Origin of the sequence: Sphingobium sp. DEHP117 (assembly GCF_030867385.1) — a bacterium.
Classification (GTDB): Bacteria; Pseudomonadota; Alphaproteobacteria; order Sphingomonadales; family Sphingomonadaceae; genus Sphingobium.
The window spans coordinates 828,174-844,523 of sequence record NZ_JAPFBJ010000001.1 but is presented as its reverse complement, the minus strand read 5'-3'; the positions used below and the strand labels follow the sequence as shown (position 1 = coordinate 844,523).

Here is a 16,350-nt window from a genome sequence, read left to right as displayed (position 1 = left end):
CGGCTTGTCCTTCATGCCATGCCGCGCTGGATGAACTCGACGACGATGAGCAGCAGGCACGCCGCGCCCAATGCGCCGCTCGCGCCCGCAAACAGCTTCATCTTGTGCTTGCGCTCCGCAACCTGCGAGGCGTTCAGCGTCTCTGTGATCGTGCCGATGACGGGCAGGCCCGCCGCTTTCGCCAGCCGCGCCGCCGTCGGGAAGGTGGGATGCACCTGCCCCAGCATGAACGCCGCGCCGACGCCTGCGCCGATGCCGACGATCAGCACGCCGACGAGCAGCAACGGCCGATTGGGCGAAGCGGGCGCGGTGGGCATGCTCGGTGGATCGATGATGCGGAAGCTTGCGCCTTTGGTCTCGCTCTGCACGTCGCCACGCAGGCGCACCTCGCCGCGATCAGCGAGCAGCTTGTCATATTGCGCCTTCAGGACGTCATAGTCCCGATCCAGCCGTTCTCCCTCCGAGGCGAGGCCGGGGTCGGCGATCTGGCGCGCGGTGATGGCGGCAAGATCGCCCTCGATCTGGCTCCTTCGGGCCTGCAACGCCTGCACGGCCGCAGCGCGCTCTGCCTGCATCGAGCGGATAGAGAGATAGGCGGGGTTGGGGGCGCTGCTGCCTGCGCTCGCAGCGCCGCCGCCCGCTGCCTTGATTGCGGCGATCTGGCGCTTCAGCGCCACCACGTCCGGGTGCGCGTCGGTCCAGCCGCGCGCTTTGGCAGACGCCAGCTCTCCCTGCGCCTGCGCCAAGGCCGAGGGGCTGCCACCGCCCACGCCGCCGCCCGGTATGGTCGCGGGCGTCCCGGCCAGCTGGCCGTTCATCGCCGCCAAGGCACTCTGCGCGCCCATCAACTGCGACTCTATCTGGTTCAGCTCGGTCTGCGCCGCCGCCATGCGGTCAAAGATCGAGCCGGCGCCGGGCAAGATGCCTGCGAACTGCTGGTTGAACTCCACCCGCTTCTTTTCCGCGTCTGCCAGCGCCTTGCCGGTCTGCGCGATCTGCTGATCGAGGAAAGCAAGGCCCTGCCTGGTCTCATCACGGTTGCCGGTGATGTTCTCTTCCTGAAAGATGTCGATCAGCTTCTGCGTGATCTGGTTGGCGAGGCGGGCATTGGCGCGGTCTGAATTGCCGCTGTCCGCGATCGTCGTCGTAATCTCGAACAGGTTGTTTTCGCTGGAGACGATGGCGATCTTGTCCTTCAGCGATCCGGCACGCGCGGCGACATCGGCATCAGACGCGACCGTTCCGGCAAGGTCTGTGCCGCGCACCACCTTTTCGAGGTTGGCGGCGCTGCCCAAGGTCTGGCGGATGGCATCGAGGTTTTTCTGCTGTTCAACCGCCGAAATGCCGATCTTGTCCTGTATGACCGACTGGGTCGCAACGAACACCTTGGCCTTCGATTCATAGGCGTTGGGGATCAGCGAGACCGCCAGCCAACCCGCGACGCACACGCCCCAGGCCACCGCCAGCGCCAGCCAGCGGCGGTTCCAGACTCCGTGGAGCGCGATCAGCAGTTCGTCATAGAGGCTCGGCATGGTGGTTCGCTCGATCCCTTAGAACATGCTTTCGGGGATGATGATGACATCGCCCGGCGAAAGTTGCACATTGGCCTTGGTATCGCCCTGCTTGATCAGGTCATTGATGCGCACCTTATATTCCTTCTGCTTGCCGGTCTCCTTGTCATAGCGGACAAGGCGCGCGCGGTTGCCGGCGGCATATTCGGAGAGGCCGCCCACCGCGATCATCGCATCGAGCAGCGTCATGTTGGCGCGATAGGGGATGGAGGCGGGCTTTTCGGTCGCGCCGACGATGCGGATCTGCTGGCTGTAGGTGCCGGAGAAATTGTTGACGATCACCGACACCAGCGGGTTCTGGATATATTGCGTCAGCGCCAGCTTGATGTCTTCGGACAGCATCTTGGGCGTCTTGCCGACGGCAGGCATGTCCGCAATCAGCGGCGTGGTGATGCGGCCATCAGGGCGCACCTGCACCTTGGCGCCGAGCTCGGGATTGCGCCAGACGAAGATCGTCAGCTCATCCAATGGCCCGATGATATATTCCTCGCCCGGCCCTTCCTGCGTGCCAACGAAGCTTGCGGGTGGAAGCTGTGCGCTGGTGGAAGCGCCGCTGCCGGAGCAACCGCCAAGCACAGTGCCGCAGGCTACCAGCCCGGTGATCAATCTCGTCCAGCCACCACGCATCATGCCGTCCATCCCAACTCAAAAAGGCTCTGCCGTTCGGGTGCATTCCCGGAAAATACCTGGAACGCACAGATCAGCGATAATAGCCGCTATTGCCCGGAAACGGTGAACATTGCGTTAGGATTGGCTGTAAAATCTCTGCTACGCGGCGGAATCCCTCATTCCTGAAGCAATATCTCTCGGGCTGGTGCGTGGCCAAGGAAGGCGGCGGGCGATGCGGTGGCGCCATATGCCCCGGCGCAGAAGATCGCGACGAGGTCTCCCGCCTCGACCTTGGGGAGCAGCACGCGCTCCCCCAGCCGGTCCAGCGGAGTGCACAGGCAGCCGACGACGCTCACCGGCTCTTCCTCGGCGTCCGTCATCCCATATTTGTTAGCGATTGCAATCGGATAGTTGCGCCGCACCACCGTGCCGAAATTACCGCTCGCCGCCAGCTGATGATGCAGGCCGCCGTCCACCACCGCAAAGCGTTCGCCGTGGCTCTCCTTCACATCGATCACGCGGGTGAGATAGACGCCTGCTTCGGCGACCAGATAGCGCCCCAGCTCCAGCGCGAAGGCGGCGCCTTCCAGCGCATCGGGGGCCAGCGTCAGCCCCTCCTCCAGCGCGAGGCCGACCGCGCGGATATCGAGCGGCAGGTCTCCGGGGAAATAGGGCACGCCAAAGCCGCCGCCGAGGTTTACGAGCGGCGGGGTGGCGCCCACCTGCTCCGATAGCCGGGCCGCCAGACCCAAAGTCGCCGCCTGCGTTTCAATGATCGCTGCGGCGTCGAGCGCCTGGCTGCCCGCGAAAATATGCCAGCCACGCCAGTCCGCCCCGGCATCGATCACCTGCCGCGCCAGCGCCGCAGCGCGATCAGCATCGACACCGAAGGGCTTGGCCCCGCCCCCCATCTTCATGCCCGAGCCCTTGAGGTCGAAATCCGGGTTTACGCGCACGGCGAGGCGTGGCTTCACGCCCACAACCTCGCCGATCCGCAACGCCCGCGCCGCTTCGCCTTCGGATTCGAGGTTGATCGTTACGCCTGCCTGAATGGCGGCGCGCAGCTCGTCATCACGCTTGCCCGGCCCGGCGAAGCTGATCGCTTCCGCTTTCATGCCCGCCTCAAGAGCGTGCTTAAGTTCCCCGCCAGAGGCGATATCGAAGCCGTCGACCAGCTCCGTCATGGCGGCAAGCAGCGGCGGGAAGGGATTGGCCTTGATCGCATAGTGCAGGTGCAGCCCGTCGGGCATCGCCTCGCGCAGCATCGCCACCCGAGCGCGCACCAGCGCCATGTCATAGACGAACAGCGGCGTATCGCCCGCTTCATCGGCCAGCGCCGCCGCGCCGCAGCCGCCGATCAGCAACATGCCCTCCTCGGCTTCAAATCCGGGCGGGATCGGCCCCATCGGCTTCACGCTCATGCCACAGACTCCTTGGCCAGCATGCGCCAGTCCTGCGCGACCAGTACCCGGTCGATCTTGCCATTGGCGTTGCGCGGAAAAGCCTCCACCACGCGGATGTCAGACGGCATCATGAAATTGGGCAGCTCCTTCTTCAGGCTCTCGCGTAGCGCATCCACTGCGCTGTCGTCCGTCACCCGCACCAGCAGCAGTACCGCCTGCCCCTGCCGTGCATCCGGCACGCCCAAGGCCACCGCCTCGGCCACGCCCGGCACCGATTGGGCGGCTTCCTCGACCTCCGTGGGGCTGATGCGGTTGCCGGCCGATTTGATCATCGCATCCTCGCGCCCGACGAAATAAAGCAGGCCTTCGCCATCCCGCCGCACGGTATCGCCGGACCATACCGCCAGCCCGTCATAGCTGGACGAGGGCGGCGCGGGGCGGAACCTCTCCGCCGTGCGCACCGGGTCGTTCCAATAGCCTTGCGCCACCAGCGGCCCGCAATGGACAAGTTCCCCCGGTTCATCCTCCGCCGTCAGGCTGCCGTCAGGGCGGCAGACGAGGATCTCCGCATGCGGAATCGCGCGGCCCATGCTCTCGGGGTGGGTCGCTACGAGTTCCGGCGGCAGATAGGTGGAGCGGAACGCTTCGGTCAGGCCGTACATGGGGTAGATGTCGGCATTGGGGAACAAGGCGGATAGCCGCCCGATCAGGGCTTTGGTCAACGCCCCGCCGCTATTGGTGATCCGCCGTAGCCGCGCCGCCGTCTCGGTGGGCCAGTCCGCCTCGGTCAGCTGCACCCAGAGCGGCGGCACTCCGGCGAGCGTGGTGATATCCTCCCGCTCCACCGCCTTCATCACATCGCGTGCGGTCAGATAATCGAGCGGCACCACTGCGCCTCCTGCCGCCCATGTGGAAAACATCTGGTTCTGGCCATAGTCGAAGCTGAACGGCAGCACGCCGAGCACGCGATCCTCAGGGGAGAGGTGCAGATATTCCGCCACCGACACCGCGCCGAGCCAGAGGTTCCTGTGGCTCAGCATCACGCCCTTGGGCCTGCCCGTCGAGCCGGAGGTGTAGAGGATCGCGGCGAGATCATCCGGCGCGGCGGCCGACGGCGGCACGGGGTCGCTGGCCTGCGAGCCTGCCAGAGCCGCGTCTTCGGCAATTGCCCGGCACTCCTGCGGCACGTCGCCCGGCTCCAGCGCAGCGAGGCGGGCGGGCGTGCCGATCAGCAACCTCGCGCCGCTGTCAGCAACTATATGCGCCACCTGCGCGCGCTTGAGCAGTGGGTTGACCGGCACATGGATCAGCCCGGCACGCGGCGCGGCTAGAGGGAGGATGCAGGCGAGTCGTCCCTTGGCCACCCAGCTCGCTACCCGCGCGCCCGGCGCAAAGCCCAAGGAATCAAGCCAGCCCGCCATCTGCCCGACCGATTCTTCGAGCGCGGCATAACTCAGCGCGCCCGCCTTGCCAGCGATCGCCTGCGCTTCCGCTCCCGCCACAGCCGCACCGGCAAGAGGCAGATGGTCTATCGGCTTCACTGGCAAATCACTTAACCCCATCTGCACGACTATACGCTAGAGAGTGGAACGATGAACCGGGATAGAGACATTTCCCCGCCACGGAAAGACGATAGCGACGCAACTGGCTTTGCCCTGCGCGGCTGGTTCGACATGCTGGCGCAGCATTGCTTTGCCGGGCAGGAGCTTTTGATACCCGAGGCGCAGACCAATGGCGCGCGCTGTGCGCTACCTCTGGTGCGCGAAGCGGAAACGGGCCATTTGAGCGCGCTCGCCAATTATTACAGCTTCTCCTATGCGCCGATAGTGGAGGGCGTTGCGGATGTGGCCACGCGCGAGGCACTGGTGCGCGAAATCGCGGCGAGGCTGCGGGGCTCGGCGGGGAGGGTCAGTCTCTATCCGCTCATCGACAATGATGGCGATGCCATGCCCGAGATGCTGCGGCGCGCCTTCGCCTCCGCGGGGTGGATCGCGCTGCTGACCGCGCAGGGAAGCAATCATATCGTCGATCTGGCCGGGCGGAATTTCGCATCCTATTGGCGGAATCGCCCCGGTGCCCTTCGTGCTTCGGTGAAGCGCAAGGGGCGCGCCCGCCGCTATGACTTTGAAATCCACACGCAGATCAGTGATGGCCTGTGGAACGAGTATTGCAGCGTCTATGGCGCCAGCTGGAAGAACGCCGAGCCTTATCCTGCCATGGTTCACGCGATCGCACATGAGGCCGCACAGCGAGGCGCTTTGCGGCTGGGTATTGCGCGGAAGGGCGGCCGCGCGGTCGCCGCGCAGCTCTGGACGATCGAAGGCGGTACCGCGTGCATTCACAAGATCGCGCACGACAATGCGGAGGATATGCATTCCCCCGGCACGTTGCTGAGCCACCACATGTTCGGCCACATGATCGACAATGAGCACGTTTCCCGCATCGACTACGGCACGGGTGACAATGCCTACAAGCGCGACTGGATGGAGCGGACGCGACCGATGCTGAGGCTCGATTGCTTTGACCCGCGCAAGCCTGCGCAATGGTGGCCAGCGTTGCGCACCCGCATTTCCCAGCTTGTCCGCCGCCCCGCTTGAGTATAGAGGCGCGCCCATGCGCGATAATTCTCAGATATCAGGCGTAAACTCAGACCCGGTCGATGCGCGGTTGCGCGATTGCCTGCGGGATGTGTTGGCGCTGGCAGAAGACGTAGCGGCAGGGCTGGAGGCGGACACCCCGCTGTTCGGCGCAATGCCGGAACTGGATTCGATGGCCGTCGCCACCCTGCTGACCGAAATCGAGGACCGATTCGGAATCGTGATCGACGACGACGATGTAGACGGCGAAACCTTCGAGACGTTCGGTACATTGGCCGCCTTCGTGGACGGCAAGCTCGCCACCCGGCGGTAACGGCGAGATTTACTCCGCCGCCTGCGCCGCCTCGAACTCCGTTTCGGCGAGAAAACGCTCGGCATCCAGCGCGGCCATGCAGCCCATGCCCGCCGCCGTTACCGCCTGGCGATAGACCTGATCGGCAACATCGCCAGCGGCGAACACGCCCGGTATCGCAGTTTTCGATCCGCCCTTTTCGACAACCAGATAGCCGTTATCGAGCGGGAGCTTGCCCGCGAACAGCTCGGTCGAGGGCTTGTGACCGATAGCGACGAACGCGCCCTCCGTCGGCTCATGCGACGCCTCGCCGGTCAGTGTATCGACGAGGTCGACGCCGACCAGCCCCTCGGGATCACCGCCGCCGACGAAACGCTCGACCCGCTTGTTCCACAGCACCTTGATATGCGGATGGGCGAACAGGCGCTCCTGCAGGATCTTTTCCGCGCGCAGGCTGTCGCGCCGGTGGATCAGCGTCACGTCGGAAGAATGATTGGTGAGGTAGAGCGCTTCCTCCACCGCCGTATTGCCGCCGCCGATCACCACGACCTTCTTGCCGCGATAGAAAAATCCGTCGCAGGTGGCGCAGGCCGATACGCCCTTGCCAGAGAGATGCTGCTCGCCGTCCACGCCCAGCCATTGCGCCTGCGCGCCGGTGCAGATGATCAGCGTGTCCGCAGTATAGACGCTGCCGCCATCGCCCGTGAGACGGAACGGACGGCGAGACAGGTCCACATCGACGATCTGGTCCCACACCATTTCGGCGCCGACATGCTCGGCCTGCGCCTGCATCTCCTGCATCAGCCACGGGCCCTGGATGACCTCGCGAAAGCCGGGGTAATTCTCGACATCCGTCGTGATCGTCAGCTGGCCACCAGGCTGCATGCCCTGCACCACCAGCGGCGCAAGCCCCGCGCGCGCGCCATAGATCGCGGCGGACAGACCGGCGGGGCCCGAGCCCAAAATCAACATGCGTGTGTGTTTCGTGGTGGTCATTGCCTGCCCCTCGATCGTACGAATCTCTTGATCGAAATAGGTTCGCTTGGCTGGATCGCAAGAGGTAACAGGCCTGTCACTCCACCGTAACCGATTTGGCGAGGTTGCGCGGCTGATCGACATCCGTGCCCTTCGCCACCGCGACATGATAGGCGAGCAGCTGCACCGGCACCGCATAGACCAGCGGCGCGATCAAGGGGTGGACCTTTGGCATCTCGATCGTCGCCATGCAGCCCTCGCCCGCCTGCGCTATGCCTTCCGCGTCGGATATCAGCACCACCTTGCCGCCGCGCGCCTGCACCTCCTGCATGTTGGAGACGGTTTTCTCGAACAGCGGGCCGGATGGGGCAATGACGATTACGGGCACGTTGTCATCGATCAGCGCGATCGGGCCATGCTTCATCTCTCCGGCCGCATAGCCCTCGGCGTGAATATAGCTGATCTCCTTGAGCTTGAGCGCGCCTTCCAGCGCCATCGGATAATCCGGTCCACGCCCGAGGTAGAGCACGTCCCGCGCAGGCGCGACCAGATGCGCCATCGCCTCGATCTCCGCATCGTGAGAAAGCGCCTGGTTCATCGCGGCGGGCGCTTCGGAAAGGTGCCAGACGATCTCTGCCTCTTCCTCAGCGCTCAGCCTGCCGTTCGCCCGCGCCAGATTGGCGGCGAGCGCAGCAAGCACGGCAAGCTGGCAGGTGAACGCCTTGGTCGAGGCGACGCCAATCTCCGGCCCGGCATGGGTAGGCAGCAGCAGGTCGGCCTCGCGCGCCATGCTGCTCGTCGGCACGTTGACGACGACGGCGATGATCTGATTCTGCGCCCGGGCGTGACGCAGGGCGGCGAGCGTATCCGCCGTTTCGCCGGATTGGCTGATGAACAGCGCAAGCCCGCCCGGCTCCAGCACCGGGTCGCGATAGCGGAACTCGCTTGCCACATCGATGTCAACCGGCACACGCGCGAACTTCTCGAACCAGTATTTGGCCACCAGACCCGCGTAATAGCTCGTGCCGCACGCCACGATCGTCACGCGCTTCACCTGCCCCAGGTCGAAATCCATATCGGGGAGCGACACCTGATTTTCCATGCGCCGCAGGTAGGAGCGCAGCGTCTGGGCGACGACGACGGGCTGCTCGTAAATCTCCTTCGCCATGAAGTGGCGGTGGTTGCCCTTGTCGATCATCGCGCCCGACACGCCGGATACGGTGACGGGGCGTTCGACGGGGTTGTTGTCACGGTCGAAGATACGCGCACCCGCCCGGGTAACGACCACCCAGTCGCCCTCCTCCAGATAGGCGATTTTCTGCGTCAGCGGCGCGAGCGCCAGCGCGTCCGAACCCAGATAGGTTTCCCCTTCGCCATAGCCCACCACCAGAGGCGAACCGAGGCGCGCGCCGATCAGCAGGTCAGGATGCGCGCGAAACAGGATGGCGAGCGCAAAGGCGCCATGCAGGCGGGGCAGCACATCGCGCACAGCCTCCTCCGGCGAGGCACCCTGCTCGATCTTCTCGCTCACCAGATGCGCGACGACCTCGGTATCCGTCTGGCTATCGAAATGCCGCCCGCGCGCGATCAACTCCTCGCGTAGCGGTTTGAAATTCTCGATGATGCCATTATGGACCAGCGCCACTTCGCGCGTGGCGTGGGGATGGGCGTTGGCGGTCGTCGGCGCGCCGTGCGTCGCCCAGCGGGTGTGCGCTATGCCGATGATGCCGGGCAGCGGCTCGTCGCGCAGCTCCTTGGACAAATTGCCGAGCTTGCCCTCGGCGCGCCGCCGCTCGATCGCGCCGTCATGGACGGTGGCGATGCCCGCGCTGTCGTAGCCGCGATATTCCAGCCGCTTCAGGCCATCCAGCAGCCGCTCCGCGACATCTTCCTTCCCCACAATCCCGATAATGCCGCACATCGTTTCAAGCCTTCGATTTCAAGTTTTGCTGCCGTTCAGTTGCCGCTGATGAGATCGCCCAGGCTGCCGAGCGCCGATCCCTCGCCGCGATTCTGCCCGCCCCGGCTGCCCGCCGCCGCCAGCATCCGCCCGGCAAGCCGCGCGAAGGGGAGCGACTGAACCCAGACATGTCCCGGCCCGCGCAGCCGCGCGAAGAACACGCCTTCGCCGCCGAACAGCATCGACTTGATGCCGCCTGCCGCCACCAGATCGAAGTCGACATTGGCGGTATAGGCAGCAAGGCAACCGGTATCGACATGGATCTCCTCGCCGGGCGCCAGCTCCCGCTCTACCACCGTGCCGCCCATCTGCACGAAAACCCAGCCGTCTCCGGTAAGCTGCTGCATGATGAAACCCTCGCCGCCGAACAGGCCGGTCATCACCCGCCGCTGGAAGGCGATGCCGATCGACACGCCCTTCGCCGCCGCCAGGAAACTGTCTTTCTGGCAGATCAGCGTGCCGCCATATTGATCGAGCTTGAGCGGAAGGATTGCGCCCGGCGTGGGAGCGGAAAAGGCGACGCGCGCCTTGCCCTGGCCCTGATGCGTGAAGACGGTGGTGAACAGGCTCTCGCCCGTCACCAGCCTCTTGCCCGCGCCGAGCAGCTTGCCCATGAAACCCTGGTCCGCGCCGCCGCTGCCATCGCCGAACACGGTGCTCATTGCGATGGCCGCGTCCTTCCACACCATCGCACCCGCTTCGGATATGGCGCTTTCGCCCGGATCCAGCTCCACCTCAAGGAACTGGAGCTCCTGCCCCTTGATCTCGAAGTCGATATCGTCTGCCACGCCGGCTTTCCGTTGGTGGCTCCACGGGCTGTTTTGCATCAGATACTCCTCGAAACGAATGAGACTGGGGGTTTCAGGATTTCGCGGCCTTGCGAGCCTGCATGATCTGGCGGAACCGGGCGGCCCAGCCGGACTTTTCCTGCTGCGGCGCGCGAACCAGCGCCAGCGCATCTGCGGAAACATCTTGCGTTACCACGCTGCCCGCGCCGACGATCGCGCCCTCGCCGATGGTCACGGGGGCGACCAGCGCGCTGTTGGAGCCGATAAACGCGCCCTCGCCGATCTCGGTCCTGTACTTGAGGAAGCCGTCGTAGTTGCAGGTGATCGTGCCTGCGCCGATGTTCGCGCCCGCCCCTACCGACGCATCGCCAATGTAGGACAGGTGGTTGGCCTTTGCGCCCTCGCCAAGGCTCGCCTTCTTGACCTCGACGAAATTGCCGACCCGCGCCTTTTTGCCGATGTCCGCGCCGGGCCGCAGCCGCGCATACGGGCCGATCTGTGCACTGCCCCGCACAACCGCGCCCTCAAGGTGCGAGAAGCTGTGGATCGTCACGCCATCCTCGATCACGACGCCCGGCCCGAACACCACATGCGGCTCTATCACCACATCGCGGCCCAGCACCGTATCATGCGCGAAAAATACGGTTTCCGGCGCGATCAGCGTGGCGCCCTCGCGCATTGCCTCCTCGCGCCGACGCTCCTGCCAGCGCGCTTCGACCGCCGCCAGCTCGATCCTGCTGTTGACGCCCGCCACCTCGTCCGAATCGGTCTCGATCACCGCACTCTGGCTGCCGGGCAGCATCACGATATCGGGCAGATAATATTCCCCTGCGGCGTTATCGTTGCCGATCTGATCGAGCAGGATGAACAGGTCGCTCATCCGCACGGCCATCAGCCCGCTGTTGCACAAGGTCACCGCGCGCTCCTCGGCCGAGGCGTCCTTAAACTCGACCATCTTGCTGATCAGGCCCTGATTGTTTGCAATGATCCGGCCATAGGCGCCAGCATGGTCAGGCCGGAAGCCGAGCACCACACTGCGCGGCGCATCGGCCATGTTGAGTCGCTCGATCATCGCACGCATCGTCTCGGCACGGACCAGCGGCACGTCGCCATAGAGGATCAGCACATCGCCCGCAAAGCCTTCAAGCGCATCATGCGCCTGCGCGACCGCATGGCCGGTGCCGAGCTGCTGTGCCTGAACGACGATATCGACGCCATGCCCGGCCACCGCCGCCTCGACCTGTTCCCGCCCGGCGCCGACGACCACGACCTTGCGCTCAACGCCCAGCGCCTCGACGGTGGAGAGGAGGTGCATCAGCATCGGCCGCCCGGCAATGGGGTGCAGCACCTTGTGCAGGCCGGATTTCATCCGTGTGCCCTGCCCAGCCGCGAGAATGATGACGGCCAGCGGCCTCGCTTCCGAATATTCGCTCACGCCCGTCACCCGACCTCATGCAAAACACCACACATGCATCGCCCCTCTGCCATGTTTGGCTTGCCAATGCCACAGCTCTGAAGGCATGGGCGCGGCGATGGCACAAATTCCTTTCGACATCGTTGGTTTTGACCTTGACGGCACCCTGGTGGACAGCAGCCTCGATCTTGCCGCCGCCGTGAACTATACCCTCTCCACCGTCGGCCTGCCGCCGCACGAGGTGGACGAGATCAAGCGTTTCGTCGGCAAAGGCACGCGCGTTATGCTGGAGCGGGCCTTGAAGGCATCGGGCGACTATACGCCGGACCTGCTGGACCAGCTCACGCCCGTGCTGATGGCCTGGTATCAGGAGCATCTGACCGATCACACCCGGCTTTACCCCGGCGCGGCGGAAGCGATGGCGGAACTGCGCGGGCGGGGAATGAAGCTCGCGGTGTGCACCAACAAATTCGAGCGGTTCACATTGCCGCTGTTGCGCGCGCTGAAGCTGGAGCCGGTGTTCGACGCGATCGTAGGCGGCGACACCGTGGGGAAAGCCAAGCCGCATCCCGAACCCCTGCACGAAATGGTTCGGCGCGCGGGTGGCGGGCGCTGCGTGTTTCTGGGTGACACGTCGAACGATATAGACGGGGCGAAGAATGCGGGAATGGCGAGCATCGCCGTGAGCTTCGGGTTTGTGGATGTGAGCGCAGAGTTAGGCGCGGACGCGATCTTGCATCGGTTCGATGATCTGGTGACGATGCTGGAGGCGTGGGAGGCCTAGGCAGGCCGATGGCCTTTTCGCCATTTCGTCCACAAATGCCGCATCAGCATGAGCGGCGGCATCCGTAGCAGATGCGAACGGATGTAGAAGGCGAGGCCGAGCCATTTGCGGCTGTCCTGCCCCCACGCGTCACGGGACAGAAGGCGGCGGACGAAGAGACGGTCGGCGAAGGTCAAACGCAGGCCATCACCATAGACATGGGCCACGAGCCGCCGCGCCCGCGCCAGATGGGCAGTTAATCCATGATGCGCCGCGCGCCGATCTAGTGCCGATTTATCCTCAATATCGGCAAGCAGACATCGGATATCCCACAGGTTTCTCAAACCTCCTGAAAGATCTCCGTCCGCCATCATATGCGCGACGGCGTGCAGCACCCTGTCCTCCTGTGACAGCACCAGCAGCCCGCCACCGAGCTCCACACTCTGCGTGATCAGCGCCGCCGCGTCTGGCCGGGGCCGGGCGGTGAGCGGGAGAATGGTGTGGTGGACGTCGATCATCCGGTCACGCTCCCGATGGATCAGCGGCGGCAGCTCGTGCATCCAGCGGCGGTAATAGGCGTCGTCATAGGGATCCGGCTTCACCCACTCCCACCCGGCGGCAAGCAGAGCGGCCTCCGCCTCATCCAGCCGATCTCGCGGCACGAGAATATCGAGGTCCCCGATCATCCGGCCCTTCCCGGCCCGCAGCCCGGCCGCAGCATAGGCGGCGCCTTTCAGCAGGATCGGCTCCAGCCCAAGCGGTGCGAGGGCGGCGGCGGCGCGGTTCGCTTCCCACAAGGCGATGCGTTTTTCCCGCTCGGCGTCCAGCTGAGCATCCGCAAGGATCGCGCTCACCGGATCGGGCACATCGACGCCTTCCAGCCGCACGGCGAGCGTGCCAAGCAGGCGCTCTGCGCGGGCGGCGGAGATTATTCCGTTCCACTCGCTTTCGGCCAAGGCACTCGCGCGGACGGGATCGCGGAGCAGCGCCACCAGCGCCCGCGCGCTCATGGCAATGCGCTCCACAACTCGTCGATCATGGCAGCGGCCTCGTCGCCGCTCTCATAATCGATCGCCAGCGCGGGAACCTCGGTAACGAAGCGGTGCAGCGCTTCGAACCCCTCCTCCCCAAGCGCGACATAGTTGGTGGACGCCTGCGTCAGGCGCATGAAGACTTCCCCCTGCCCCACCGGCCTTACATCGCGCGCGACGCCATAGCGCGGGAACAGCAGAAGGGCGGGCACGGCCGCCTCACGCATGCGGGCAATGGCATCGGCAGGCGGCACGAGATGCCGGATCGCGCCTTTTGGCGTATCCTCCAGCAACGGACCGAAGCGCGCGCTGTCCCCCACTTCAGCGCGCATCGCTTCAATCGCGGCATTCTTGAGGGATACGAGTCGCGGAAAGGGGTGCACGCCCCCGTCCGACAGATCGAGCAGGGCGAATTCGTCACCCATGAAACGCCAGCCGCGCTCGCCCAGCAGCGCCGCGAGCGTGGACTTGCCCGATCCGGACTCGCCGGTCATCACCAGCGCCCGACCGTCTTTCTCGACGCTGCTGGCATGGATCAGCAGATGCCGCCGCCACCCCAGCGCCATTTGCAGGTTCATCCCCATCTCGGCGGCGAGCAGCCCATGGCGCAGAGCCATCGGCGCGGCATCGGGCAGCATATGGTCCCCCGCGATCCGCACCGAAGGCCGCCACCAGCGCCGCAAAGGCCCGGCAGGCTCAAGCCGCACCGTGTAGTCCGCCACTGCTGCGGCGTCCTGTGGGTAGGCAGCATAGAGCGCGCTTAGCTGGTCGATGGGTTGGCCCCATTCGGAGCCTATTCGAAAGGTCGCGGGGCCTATTCCGAGCGTCAGGGCGTGGCGCATGGCGCGCTCCTGATCAGCCCGAGAGCCGTCAACTCCGCGAGGTGCAATTCGAGCGCGGCAAGCCCATCGTCATCATCGGCCAGATCATATGCTTCGGAAAGATGGGCCAACAAAGCTGAGGGCAATTGTGGATTGTCCGTTAGCGCTGCCATGATCTCCGGCAGCGGCGAGGCCAGCATGTGCGTCTGCCCGGAGGGGCGGTGATAGACCAGCACCAGGCCATCCAGCTCGCGCCAGACCAGCCCCCCTTCCGCGCACCGCGCATAGCCTTGCGCGCCTGCCGCTGCCATCACCGTCAGCGCGGCATCTGCAACGAAGCGTAGCAGGTGAAGCCGCTGGTCCCGCTTTGCAGGCGGCGGATATAATTGAGGTAGGCGCGGCTCTGCTCATAGCTGGTGCCCGGCAGCGTGCGACCGCGCAGCGCCGCCTTCACCTCTTCGCCGGTGAACGGCCGCCCGCTCGCGGGGAACGATCCTTGCGTACCGGCGGGCACTATCGTGCCATCGGCGGCGATTGCCTGACCGGCCCTTGAGGGATCAGGAACCGGAATCTGGCAATGCAAAACCGAGGCCGCCGTCTGCGCCAGCGCGGGGCGGACCGACACGACCGCCGAAGCCGCCGCCAGCCCACCGCCGAGCAGCAATCTGCGCCTTGCGACCTCCCGCCCGGGTGCCGAGGTTTCCGCCTGCTCTTGCGTGGGCGGCAGCGCCTCGGCGTCGTCCGGCTTGCGTTCGCTCATATTGTCCCACCCGCCCTCTACAAAACTGTCATCATTCCATCGCAATATTCTTTAGAATAATCCAGAGTGCACATGATGATTCAGGGCAGGAGCCTTCAGCTTGCCACCGCGCTGACGGTGATACTGGTGTCCATCGGCGCGGCATTGATCGTGGGCGCGGGGCTGGACGTTATCGCGATATTGGTAGCGAGCTCGTTGGTTCTGACCTTCCTGATGCTTCATCCGGAGGAGGAGCATATAGCCCCTCCACCCCCGGCGGAGAAGCTAAGCCCACGGGAAGACTATGTGGACCTGCCCGCCTTTCGCAGCATCATCCATGGGTTGGATGCCCCCGTTCTGATCATTGCCGGCGGACGCGTGCTCACCGCGAACTCTCCCGCGCTCAAGCTGCTCGGCCAGCATATACTGGGCGAGGACGTGCGCATCGCCATCCGCCACCCGGCTGCGGCGGAGCGCCTTACCAGTGCGGACGCTCTGACCGCTCCCACGAAGATCGACATCGTCGGGCTGGGGACGCGGGCGCAGCGCTGGGCCATGCGAATCATCCCGCTCGATAGCCAGCGCCTGTTCGTTTTTCTCGACGACGAGACAGACCTTCATGCCGCCGAGCGGGCACGCGGCGATTTCGTTGCCAACGCCAGCCACGAGCTGCGAACGCCACTCGCTGCAATCCTGGGGTTCATAGAGACACTTCAGGACCCCAACGCAGGTGGCGACGCGCAAACGCGGGCGCGCTTCCTTTCCATCCTTGAGAGCGAAGCGAGGCGGATGCGGCAGCTGGTCGATGACCTCATGTCGCTCTCGCGCATAGAGGCGGACAAGCATCGCCTGCCGACGGAGATGATCGCGATGCCCGATCTCATCGCCGAAGTGCTTTCCGTTTCACGCCAGAATCTGGGCGAGCGCGGCGGCGATATCGTCTCGGCCATCGGTGACGATCTTCCCCCGGTGCAGGGCGACCGCCTCCAGATCGGCCAGCTGCTGCACAATCTTGTGAGCAACAGCGCCAAATATGGCCGGCCTGGTACGCCCATCACGGTGCAGGCGCGCGCCGTGGAACCGGGGATGATCCGGCTGGAGGTCAGCGACGAGGGCGAAGGCATTCCGCCAGACCATCTGCCCCGCCTGACCGAACGTTTTTATCGGGTCGATTCGGGCCGGAGCCGCGCATTGGGCGGCACGGGCCTTGGCCTCGCCATCGTGAAGCACATCGTCGAGCGGCATCGGGGCAGGCTCGATATCGCGAGCGTGATGGGCAAGGGCACCACAGTCTCGGTGCTGTTGCCGCAGGCGGATCGCAGCGACGAACGGGACGGTAAGGACACCGAAAACAGCGCGCCAGAGACATTGTCATAAAACTGCAATC

General features: G+C 65.1%; 16 protein-coding genes. 4 read left to right on the top strand and 12 right to left on the bottom strand.

The features are described 5' to 3' along the window. Nucleotides 1–11: 11 nt before the first annotated feature. The 4 genes from OOT33_RS04205 to OOT33_RS04190 form a co-directional block, all read right to left on the bottom strand. The gene (locus OOT33_RS04205) at nt 12–1,532 is read right to left on the bottom strand and encodes an XrtA system polysaccharide chain length determinant (RefSeq protein ID WP_307748758.1); all 1,521 of its coding nucleotides are present in this window, start codon (nt 1,530–1,532) and stop codon (nt 12–14) included. Nucleotides 1,533–1,550: 18 nt separating this feature from the next. Next, complete coding sequence (locus OOT33_RS04200; RefSeq protein WP_307749293.1) at nt 1,551–2,201, bottom strand: XrtA/PEP-CTERM system exopolysaccharide export protein; 651 nt, start codon at nt 2,199–2,201, stop codon at nt 1,551–1,553. 155 nt (nt 2,202–2,356) lie between these two features. Next, a complete protein-coding gene (locus OOT33_RS04195) occupies nt 2,357–3,595 on the bottom strand; it encodes a pyridoxal-dependent decarboxylase, exosortase A system-associated (protein ID WP_307749292.1) in 1,239 nt (412 codons plus the stop codon). A 2-nt stretch (nt 3,596–3,597) separates the two neighbouring features. Next, nucleotides 3,598–5,145 (bottom strand): acyl-CoA ligase (AMP-forming), exosortase A system-associated, encoded by a 1,548-nt coding sequence (locus OOT33_RS04190; RefSeq protein ID WP_307748757.1) that lies wholly within the window; start codon nt 5,143–5,145, stop codon nt 3,598–3,600. Nucleotides 5,146–5,175: 30 nt separating this feature from the next. Here OOT33_RS04190 and OOT33_RS04185 point away from each other — a divergent pair, with 30 nt between their 5' ends. Together OOT33_RS04185 and OOT33_RS04180 are read left to right on the top strand one after the other, a co-directional pair. After that, nucleotides 5,176–6,180, top strand: coding sequence for a GNAT family N-acetyltransferase (locus OOT33_RS04185; protein WP_307748756.1), 1,005 nt, complete (start codon nt 5,176–5,178; stop codon nt 6,178–6,180). A gap of 16 nt (nt 6,181–6,196) precedes the next feature. Further along, complete coding sequence (locus OOT33_RS04180; protein ID WP_307748755.1) at nt 6,197–6,493, top strand: phosphopantetheine-binding protein; 297 nt, start codon at nt 6,197–6,199, stop codon at nt 6,491–6,493. Between the two features lie 9 nt (nt 6,494–6,502). On the opposite strand, the gene trxB is transcribed toward OOT33_RS04180, so the two are convergent. The 4 genes from trxB to glmU form a co-directional block, all read right to left on the bottom strand. Continuing rightward, nucleotides 6,503–7,468, bottom strand: a complete 966-nt coding sequence (gene trxB / locus OOT33_RS04175; RefSeq protein WP_307748754.1) for a thioredoxin-disulfide reductase — start codon at nt 7,466–7,468, stop codon at nt 6,503–6,505. A gap of 76 nt (nt 7,469–7,544) precedes the next feature. Continuing rightward, nucleotides 7,545–9,368, bottom strand: coding sequence for a glutamine--fructose-6-phosphate transaminase (isomerizing) (gene glmS, locus OOT33_RS04170; RefSeq protein ID WP_307748753.1), 1,824 nt, complete (start codon nt 9,366–9,368; stop codon nt 7,545–7,547). Nucleotides 9,369–9,403: 35 nt separating this feature from the next. Next, entirely contained in the window at nt 9,404–10,234 is an 831-nt protein-coding gene (locus OOT33_RS04165; protein ID WP_307748752.1) for an AIM24 family protein, read from the bottom strand. 34 nt (nt 10,235–10,268) lie between these two features. Beyond that, nucleotides 10,269–11,564: a bifunctional UDP-N-acetylglucosamine diphosphorylase/glucosamine-1-phosphate N-acetyltransferase GlmU gene (gene glmU, locus OOT33_RS04160; protein WP_307749291.1), complete on the bottom strand. Its 1,296-nt coding sequence runs from the start codon at nt 11,562–11,564 to the stop codon at nt 10,269–10,271. 163 nt (nt 11,565–11,727) lie between these two features. Between glmU and OOT33_RS04155 the strand changes: the two genes are divergently transcribed. Beyond that, a complete protein-coding gene (locus OOT33_RS04155; RefSeq protein WP_307748751.1) occupies nt 11,728–12,393 on the top strand; it encodes an HAD-IA family hydrolase in 666 nt (221 codons plus the stop codon). Here OOT33_RS04155 and OOT33_RS04150 read toward each other — a convergent pair. The 4 genes from OOT33_RS04150 to OOT33_RS04135 are packed head-to-tail and all read right to left on the bottom strand — an operon-like array spanning nt 12,390 to nt 14,984. Further along, a complete protein-coding gene (locus OOT33_RS04150) occupies nt 12,390–13,382 on the bottom strand; it encodes a nucleotidyltransferase family protein (RefSeq protein WP_307748750.1) in 993 nt (330 codons plus the stop codon). The two genes, OOT33_RS04155 and OOT33_RS04150, sit on opposite strands and share 4 nt — an antisense overlap. After that, nucleotides 13,379–14,245, bottom strand: a complete 867-nt coding sequence (locus tag OOT33_RS04145; RefSeq protein ID WP_307748749.1) for an HprK-related kinase A — start codon at nt 14,243–14,245, stop codon at nt 13,379–13,381. Before OOT33_RS04145 ends, OOT33_RS04150 begins: the two co-directional genes overlap by 4 nt. Then, entirely contained in the window at nt 14,230–14,535 is a 306-nt protein-coding gene (locus OOT33_RS04140) for an HPr-rel-A system PqqD family peptide chaperone (RefSeq protein WP_307748748.1), read from the bottom strand. The genes OOT33_RS04145 and OOT33_RS04140 overlap by 16 nt, the downstream gene beginning before the upstream one ends. 5 nt (nt 14,536–14,540) lie before the next feature. After that, nucleotides 14,541–14,984 (bottom strand): hypothetical protein, encoded by a 444-nt coding sequence (locus OOT33_RS04135; RefSeq protein WP_307748747.1) that lies wholly within the window; start codon nt 14,982–14,984, stop codon nt 14,541–14,543. Nucleotides 14,985–15,059: 75 nt separating this feature from the next. Here OOT33_RS04135 and OOT33_RS04130 point away from each other — a divergent pair, with 75 nt between their 5' ends. Then, nucleotides 15,060–16,340, top strand: coding sequence for an ATP-binding protein (locus OOT33_RS04130; RefSeq protein WP_373690523.1), 1,281 nt, complete (start codon nt 15,060–15,062; stop codon nt 16,338–16,340). Nucleotides 16,341–16,350 lie beyond the last annotated feature (10 nt).

Coding starts and splice junctions, on each gene's coding strand:
- OOT33_RS04205 (WP_307748758.1), bottom strand. CDS start 1,532: ATGCCGAGCCTCTATGACGAACTGCTGATCGCGCTCCACGGAGTCTGG.
- OOT33_RS04200 (WP_307749293.1), bottom strand. CDS start 2,201: ATGATGCGTGGTGGCTGGACGAGATTGATCACCGGGCTGGTAGCCTGC.
- OOT33_RS04190 (WP_307748757.1), bottom strand. CDS start 5,145: ATGGGGTTAAGTGATTTGCCAGTGAAGCCGATAGACCATCTGCCTCTT.
- OOT33_RS04185 (WP_307748756.1), top strand. CDS start 5,176: ATGAACCGGGATAGAGACATTTCCCCGCCACGGAAAGACGATAGCGAC.
- OOT33_RS04180 (WP_307748755.1), top strand. CDS start 6,197: ATGCGCGATAATTCTCAGATATCAGGCGTAAACTCAGACCCGGTCGAT.
- trxB (WP_307748754.1), bottom strand. CDS start 7,468: ATGACCACCACGAAACACACACGCATGTTGATTTTGGGCTCGGGCCCC.
- glmS (WP_307748753.1), bottom strand. CDS start 9,368: ATGTGCGGCATTATCGGGATTGTGGGGAAGGAAGATGTCGCGGAGCGG.
- OOT33_RS04165 (WP_307748752.1), bottom strand. CDS start 10,234: ATGCAAAACAGCCCGTGGAGCCACCAACGGAAAGCCGGCGTGGCAGAC.
- glmU (WP_307749291.1), bottom strand. CDS start 11,564: ATGAAATCCGGCCTGCACAAGGTGCTGCACCCCATTGCCGGGCGGCCG.
- OOT33_RS04155 (WP_307748751.1), top strand. CDS start 11,728: ATGGCACAAATTCCTTTCGACATCGTTGGTTTTGACCTTGACGGCACC.
- OOT33_RS04150 (WP_307748750.1), bottom strand. CDS start 13,382: ATGAGCGCGCGGGCGCTGGTGGCGCTGCTCCGCGATCCCGTCCGCGCG.
- OOT33_RS04145 (WP_307748749.1), bottom strand. CDS start 14,245: ATGCGCCACGCCCTGACGCTCGGAATAGGCCCCGCGACCTTTCGAATA.
- OOT33_RS04140 (WP_307748748.1), bottom strand. CDS start 14,535: ATGGCAGCGGCAGGCGCGCAAGGCTATGCGCGGTGCGCGGAAGGGGGG.
- OOT33_RS04135 (WP_307748747.1), bottom strand. CDS start 14,984: ATGAGCGAACGCAAGCCGGACGACGCCGAGGCGCTGCCGCCCACGCAA.
- OOT33_RS04130 (WP_373690523.1), top strand. CDS start 15,060: ATGATTCAGGGCAGGAGCCTTCAGCTTGCCACCGCGCTGACGGTGATA.